Origin of the sequence: Streptomyces beijiangensis, from assembly GCF_017315755.1 — a bacterium.
In the GTDB taxonomy this organism is placed as follows: Bacteria; Actinomycetota; Actinomycetes; order Streptomycetales; family Streptomycetaceae; genus Streptomyces; species Streptomyces beijiangensis.
Map to the genome: position 1 here is coordinate 1 of NZ_JAFLRJ010000194.1, position 7,153 is coordinate 7,153.

At 71.6% G+C, this 7,153-nt stretch carries 7 protein-coding genes; all 7 read left to right on the forward strand.

Annotated elements, in window-relative coordinates:
* On the forward strand, nt 1-603 hold a 603-nt coding region (locus tag J0695_RS21260; protein WP_242552986.1), incomplete at its 5' end, for a PfkB family carbohydrate kinase.
* A gap of 5 nt (nt 604-608) precedes the next feature.
* Complete coding sequence (locus J0695_RS21265; protein WP_242552987.1) at nt 609-1,490, forward strand: Cgl0159 family (beta/alpha)8-fold protein; 882 nt, start codon at nt 609-611, stop codon at nt 1,488-1,490.
* Nucleotides 1,491-1,506: 16 nt separating this feature from the next.
* Nucleotides 1,507-2,328 carry a 5-deoxy-glucuronate isomerase gene (gene iolB / locus J0695_RS21270; RefSeq protein ID WP_307798711.1) on the forward strand — a complete coding sequence of 274 codons (822 nt, stop codon included), beginning with the start codon at nt 1,507-1,509 and terminating at the stop codon, nt 2,326-2,328.
* Nucleotides 2,280-4,160, forward strand: coding sequence for a 3D-(3,5/4)-trihydroxycyclohexane-1,2-dione acylhydrolase (decyclizing) (iolD, locus tag J0695_RS21275; protein WP_372445809.1), 1,881 nt, complete (start codon nt 2,280-2,282; stop codon nt 4,158-4,160). The genes iolB and iolD overlap by 49 nt, the downstream gene beginning before the upstream one ends.
* A 30-nt stretch (nt 4,161-4,190) precedes the next feature.
* Complete coding sequence (locus tag J0695_RS21280; protein WP_206963715.1) at nt 4,191-5,693, forward strand: CoA-acylating methylmalonate-semialdehyde dehydrogenase; 1,503 nt, start codon at nt 4,191-4,193, stop codon at nt 5,691-5,693.
* A gap of 100 nt (nt 5,694-5,793) precedes the next feature.
* On the forward strand, nt 5,794-6,843 hold the full coding sequence (locus J0695_RS21285; RefSeq protein ID WP_206963716.1) for a phosphotransferase family protein: 1,050 nt from the start codon (nt 5,794-5,796) through the stop codon (nt 6,841-6,843).
* The coding region (locus tag J0695_RS21290) for a GNAT family N-acetyltransferase (RefSeq protein ID WP_206963717.1) at nt 6,840-7,153 on the forward strand (314 nt) is incomplete at its 3' end. The genes J0695_RS21285 and J0695_RS21290, both read left to right, overlap by 4 nt.

Here is a 7,153-nt window from a genome sequence, read left to right on the forward strand (position 1 = left end):
CGGCCGAAGGTCGCGTACGGGGGGTCCGGGGGCTCGCCCCCGCCACGCGGCGGAGCCGCAAATGTCAAGGCGGGAAGGGGCGGGATCGGGGAAGCCCGCCCGCCGCAGGCGACCCGTACCGCAACTGTCTTCGACCTCGACTGGCGGCCCATGTTCTGGAAGACCGCCGCTGGGGGCGGAGAAGACCCCCGCCCCCACTACGACACCGCCCTGCGCCACGCGACCGTCGCCGTAGGCAACATCGACGAGGTCGAGATCGCGACGGGCAAGCGCGACCCCCTCACCGCAGCCCACGCCCTCCTCGCGTACGGCCTCGAACTCGCCGTCGTCAAACAGGGCCCCAAGGGCGTCCTCGCCCTCCACCGGGACGGCACCACCGTCGAGGCCCCGCCCGTCCCCGTCGAAGTCCTCAACGGCCTCGGCGCAGGCGACGCCTTCGGCGGGGCGCTCTGCCACGGGCTGCTCTCCGGCTGGGACCTCGACCGCACCATCCGTTACGCGAACGCCGCCGGCGCCATCGTCGCCTCCCGCCTCGCCTGTTCCTCCGCGATGCCCTACCCGCCCGAGGTAGAGGCGCTCCTGGACGGGACGACCGGGCCGTGACCCCTCTGACCCCCGTCTCCATCGCCGACCTCGTCACCATCCGTGCCCACCACCCGGAGGCCGTCGCCGAGGCCGCCGCCCGCCGCACCCGCCGCCCGCTGCTGGACGACCGCGGCCGGCTGATGATCGTCGCCGCGGACCACCCGGCCCGCGGCTCCCTCGCCGTCGGCGCCAGCCCTCACGCCATGGCCAACCGCGTCACCCTCCTCGAACGCCTCTGCCTCGCCCTCTCCAGGCCCGGTGTCGACGGCGTACTCGCCACCGCCGACATCCTCGACGACCTGCTCCTCCTGGGCGCCCTGGAGGGGAAGGTGGTCATGGGCTCCATGAACCGCGGCGGCCTGGCAGGGGCCTCCTTCGAGCTCGACGACCGTTTCACCGGCCACCGGCCCGAGGACCTCTCCCGGCTCGGCTTCGACGCGGGCAAGCTCCTGCTCCGTATCGACTACGACGACCCCGGATCTCTCGACACGCTGCACTCCGCGGCCCGCGCCATCGACGCCATGGCGGCACGCCGGCTCCCGGTCTTCGTCGAGCCGTTCATCTGCGACCGGACGGGCGGGAGCCGGCGCAACAACCTCAGCGCCGACGCCGTCACCCTCTCCATCGCCATCGCGTCGGGGCTGGCAGGGACCTCCGCGTACACCTGGCTGAAGGTTCCCGTCACCGACGACCCCGACGACATGGCGCGCGTCATGGAGACGTCCACGCTGCCCGCCGTGCTGCTGGGCGGCGAGAGCGGCGGGGACGAGGACGGTACGTACGAGAAATGGCGCAAGGCGCTGCAACTCCCCACCGTCCAGGGGCTGGTGGCGGGCCGTTCGCTGCTCTATCCGGGCGACGGGGATGTGGCAGCGGCCGTCGACACCGCCGTAGGACTGCTCTAGGAGCCAGGAGGAGATCGTGAAGGACGAGCATCTCGTCGTACGGGCAGGATCCACCGCCCACGGCCCGTACGCCCTCGACATCGACCCCGAACGGGCCGGCTGGGGCTACTCCTCGCTGCGCGTACTCACCCTGGACGCCGGTGGTTCACACCTACTTTCCGCAGGTGAGAGCGAATGGATCGTGCTGCCGTTGAACGGCGGCTGTACCGTCCTCGTCGACGGAGAGATCTTCGAACTACGGGGAAGAAACGGTGTGTTCGACGGAGTCAGCGACTTCGTGTACGTACCGCGCGACGCCCACGCCCAGATCGCCTCCGGCGCGGGAGGCCGCTTCGCCCTGGCAGGAGCGAAGTGCGAGCGACGACTCCCCGCCCGCTACGGCCCCGCGCCGGAGGTACCCGTCGAGCAGCGCGGCAGCGGCACCTGCGCGCGCGAGGTCCACAACTTCGCCGCTGCCGACGCCTTCGCGTGCGACCGGCTCATCGCCGTCGAGGTGCTCACCCCCGGCGGAAACTGGTCGTCCTACCCGCTGCACAAGCACGACGAGCGCCGCGAGGGCGCGGATCCTGAGTCCGAGCTGGAGGAGATCTACTACTACGAGTTCGAGCGCGGCGGCCTCGGCTACCAGCGGGTCTCCCCGTCCAGGGAGGGCGGCGCCGACCTGGTCGCCGAAGTCGCCACCGGGGACGCGGTGCTGATCCCCGACGGCTGGCACGGCCCGTCCATCGCCCCGCCTGGCCGCACCATGTACTACCTCAATGTGATGGCCGGCCCCGGCGCCGAGCGCGCGTGGCAGATCAGCTTCCACCCCGACCACACCACGGAGGGATACCGGTGAGGCTCACCACCGCACAGGCGCTGATCGCCTTTCTCGCCGCGCAGTACACCGAGCGGGACGGCGTACGGCACCGGCTGATCGGCGCCACCTGGGGCATCTTCGGCCACGGAAATGTGGCGGGCGTCGGGCAGGCGCTGGTCGAGGCAGGGCCCGCGCTCATGCCGTACCACCAGGGACGCAACGAGCAGGCCATGGTGCACGCGGCCGTCGGCTACGCCCGCCAGTGCGGGCGTCTCTCCGCGCACGCCGTCACCACCTCGATCGGGCCCGGCGCGACGAACCTGGTCACGGGCGCGGCTCTCGCCACGGTCAACCACCTCCCCGTGCTGCTCCTGCCCGGCGACACCTTCGCGGGCCGCCCCGCCGACCCGGTGCTGCAGCAGCTCGAAGTCCCTTACGCGGGCGATGTGTCGGTCAACGACTGCCTGCGCCCGGTCTCGAAGTACTTCGACCGGATCACCCGCCCCGAGGCCCTGATCCCCGCCGCGCTCGCCGCGGCGCGGGTGCTGTCCGACCCGGCGGAGACGGGCGCGGTGACGCTCGCGCTGCCGCAGGACGTGCAGGTGGAGGCGTACGACTGGCCGGCGGAGTTCTTCGAGGACCGGGTGTGGCATGTACGCAGGCCGGCCCCGGAATCGTACGAAATCGACCGCGCGGTCCGTGCCGTCCGCAATGCCCGCCGCCCCCTGCTGATCGCGGGCGGCGGCGTCCATCACAGCGCGGCCGAGGACGCCCTGCGCGACTTCGCCGACGCCACCGGCATCCCGGTCGCATCGACCCAGGCGGGCAAGGGCTCGCTGCGCCACGACCACCCGGCCGACGTCGGCGGGATCGGCCACACGGGAACGGCTCCCGCCAACCAACTCGCGCGCGCCGCCGACCTGGTGATCGGCGTCGGCACCCGCTACTCCGACTTCACCACCGCGTCCGCGACCCTCTTCTCCGGCCCCGGCGTCCGCTTCCTGAACCTCAACATCGCGTCCTTCGACGCCCACAAGATGGCGGGGCTTCCGCTGGTCGCGGACGCGCGCGCGGGCCTGGAGGCACTGACGTCGGCGCTGGAAGGGCACCGCGTCGACTCCGCACACCACGAGGCGAAGGCGGCCTGGGAGACACGGGTCGGCGAGGCGTACGCGGGGAGCGAAGACGCCCGTCCCACCCAGACCCAAGTCTTGGGCGTACTCGATGAGTTGGTGACGTCCGACGACATCCTCATCAACGCGGCGGGCTCCCTCCCGGGCGACCTGCACAAGCTGTGGCGCACGCGCTCCCGCGACCAGTACCACGTGGAGTACGGCTACTCCTGCATGGGCTACGAGATCCCTGCCGCGATCGGCGTCCAGCTCGCCGCGCCCGGGCGGCCGGTGTGGGCGCTGGTCGGCGACGGTACGTATCTGATGAACCCGACCGAAATCGTCACGGCCGTCCAGGAGGGCCTGCCCATCAAGATCGTCATCCTTCAGAACCACGGTTACGCCTCGATCGGAGGCCTCTCCGAGTCGGTCGGCGCGGAACGCCTCGGCACGGCCTACCGCTTCCCGTCCGGCGAGCCGCTGCCCGTCGACCTCGCGGCCAACGCGGCTTCGCTCGGCATGTCCGTACTACGCGCGAAGACCCGCCACGACCTGCGTGAAGCCCTGACCAGGGCGCGGGCGGCCGACGTCCCCACATGTGTCTACGTGGAGACCGAAACGGCAGACACAGTGTCGGGCCCGCCCCCTGCCCAGGCGTGGTGGGATGTGCCCGTGGCCGAGACTGCGACCCGCCCGTCGGCGGTCAAGGCCCGGGAGGAGTACGACAGGCAAGTCGCCGCCCGACGCCGCCATCTGTAGAGCCGCAGAGCTTCGAAGGAGCAAGTCAACATGACGAAGACCGTCAACCACTGGATCGGTGGCAAGGCCGTCGAGGGCACGTCGGGCAACTGGGGCCCGGTCACCGACCCGGCGACCGGTGAGGTGACCACACAGGTCGCGCTCGCCTCGGTCGAGGAGGTCGACGCCGCGGTCGCTTCGGCGAAGGCCGCGTACGCGACCTGGGGCACGGCATCGCTTGCGGCCCGCACCGCGGTCCTCTTCAGGTACCGCGCGCTGCTCGACGCCAACCGCGACGCGATCGCCGCGCTGATCACCGCCGAGCACGGCAAGGTCCACTCGGACGCGCTCGGCGAGGTGGCCCGCGGTCTGGAGATCGTCGAGCTGGCGTGCGGCATCACCACCCAGCTCAAGGGCGAGCTGTCCACCCAGGTCTCCAACCGGGTCGACGTGTCCTCCATCCGCCAGTCGCTGGGTGTCGTCGCGGGCATCACGCCCTTCAACTTCCCCGCGATGGTGCCGATGTGGATGTTCCCCATCGCCATCGCGTGCGGCAACACCTTCGTGCTCAAGCCGAGCGAGAAGGACCCCTCTGCTGCCGTGAAGCTGGCCGAGCTGGCGTCCGAGGCGGGCCTCCCTGACGGCGTCCTGAACGTCCTGCACGGCGACAAGGTCGCGGTCGACGCGCTCCTCGCCCACCCGGACGTGTCCGCGGTCTCCTTCGTGGGCTCGACGCCGATCGCCCGCCACATCCACACCACCGCCACGGCGAACGGCAAGCGCGTCCAGGCACTGGGCGGGGCCAAGAACCACATGCTGGTCCTCCCGGACGCGGACCTGGACGCGGCGGCCGACGCCGCGGTCTCGGCTGCGTACGGCTCCGCGGGCGAGCGCTGCATGGCGATCTCGGCGGTCGTCGCGGTCGGCGCGATCGCCGACGAGCTCGTCGCCAAGATCAAGGAGCGCGCCGAGAAGATCAAGATCGGCCCCGGCAACGACCCGGCCTCCGAGATGGGCCCGCTGATCACGGCCGCGCACCGCGACAAGGTGGCTTCGTACGTGAAGGGCGCGGCGGCCCAGGGCTCCGAAGTCGTCCTGGACGGCTCGGACTTCACGGTCGATGGCCACGAGAAGGGCCACTGGATCGGTCTCTCGCTGCTGGACCACGTCCCGACGGACTCGGACGCGTACCGCGACGAGATCTTCGGCCCGGTGCTGTGCGTGCTGCGTACGGAGACCTACGAGGAGGGCGTCGCCCTCATCAACGCCTCGCCGTTCGGCAACGGCACCGCGATCTTCACGCGTGACGGCGGCGCGGCCCGCCGCTTCCAGCTGGAGGTCGAGGCCGGCATGGTCGGCGTGAACGTCCCGATCCCGGTCCCCGTCGGCTACCACTCCTTCGGCGGCTGGAAGGACTCGCTCTTCGGCGACCACCACATCTACGGTAACGACGGCGTGCACTTCTACACGCGCGGCAAGGTCGTCACGACGCGCTGGCCGGACCCGTCGGAGGCGGCGGCCGGGGTGGACCTGGGGTTCCCGCGCAACCACTGACGGAAGCGGACTGCGCCTGCTCGGGCCCGTACAGACAGCATCACGTCCGTGCGGGCCTTCCGGCGGTGTGGACCCGTAACCGCGTGGAATGATGCGGCGCATGGGGTCAAAGGTGCCGTACGGAGACGAATTGCGGTCTGCGCTGGGCCCATTGGGGAAGGTCAGGAAGTTCGGCAGCAGTCCGCGTTCGCGGGTGTGGCGGGTGGAACTGGACGCCGGCCCTGCGGTGGTGAAGCAGTTTGTGGCGGGCCCGGACGCCGCCGACCGGTACGCGCGCGAGGTCACGGCGCTGCGGCTCGCGGCCCGCGCCGAGCGCCCCGTGGCGCCCGCACTGCTGGGCACGGACGACGAGGAGCGGGTGCTCGTACTGGAACGCCTGGATCACGGCCGCCGCCCGACCGACTGGATCGTGCACTACGCGACGGCGCTGGCGGGCCTGCATGCGGCCACGGGGCCGGAGGACGCGGGCGTGCTGCCGGAGTGGCCGGGCCCGAGCATGACGGACGTGTCGGCCTTCGCCGCGCTGGCCGACTCTCTCGAAGTCCCAGTCTCCGCAACGGTTTTGGGTGATCTGGAGGCGGTGGTGGAGCGCCTGCCGCAGGCGCCGGGAGGTGCCCTGCTCCACGGCGACCCGTGCCCCACCAACGACCTGCACACCCCCACCGGAGTCAGATTCGTCGACTTCGAACAGGCCGCGCTGGGCAACGGCATGGTGGAACTCGCGTACCTGCGCATCGGCTTCCCGACGTGCTGGTGCGTCACCGCACCCCCGGAGCACCTGCTCGACAAGGCGGAGGCGGCCTACCGTACGGCGTGGCGAGAGGCGACCGGCGGGGAGGCGGAGGGCGACCTCACGGACGCTTGCGTGGGCTGGCTGATCAGGGGAGACGCCCTGGTGGAGCGGGCGCTGAGGGAGACCGGGGACCATCTGTCCGAACTCCCGGACCGCGACTGGGAATGGGGCACGGTCACGGCCAGGGAGCGCTTGGCGTACCGGCTGGGGGTGGTGGCGCGGCTGACGGAGGACCGTACCGACCTCGCGGGCTTCAGCCGCCTCACAGGGGACCTGCACGAGCGCGTACAGACGCGCTGGCCGAAGCTGAAGCCGCCACCGGAACAGCCCGCGAGACGGGGCAGGTTGTCCGCGTGAACAGGGACCGCCCGGCGCTCTCGGTGAGCCCGGCGCTCACGGACGAGGAGCTGAACGAGCTCTTCACCGCCGCGTGGCCCGACCACCAGCCGACTTCTTTCGCACCGGTGATGGCCAGGAGCCTTGCCTGGATCGCGGCGCGCCGGGGTGACCGGCTGGTGGGTTACGTCAATGTGGCGGGCGACGGCGGGGCGCACGCCTTCATCCTCGACACGACGGTCCATCCGGACGAGGGTCGGCAGGGGCTCGGGGTCAGGTTGGTGCGCGCGGCCGCCGAGGAGGCGCGGGCCCTCGGCGCGGAGTGGTTGCA

Bases quoted from the DNA above. Each gene is read 5' to 3' on its own strand.
- J0695_RS21285 (WP_206963716.1), top strand. From the start codon at position 5,794: ATGGGGTCAAAGGTGCCGTACGGAGACGAATTGCGGTCTGCGCTGGGC.
- J0695_RS21280 (WP_206963715.1), top strand. From the start codon at position 4,191: ATGACGAAGACCGTCAACCACTGGATCGGTGGCAAGGCCGTCGAGGGC.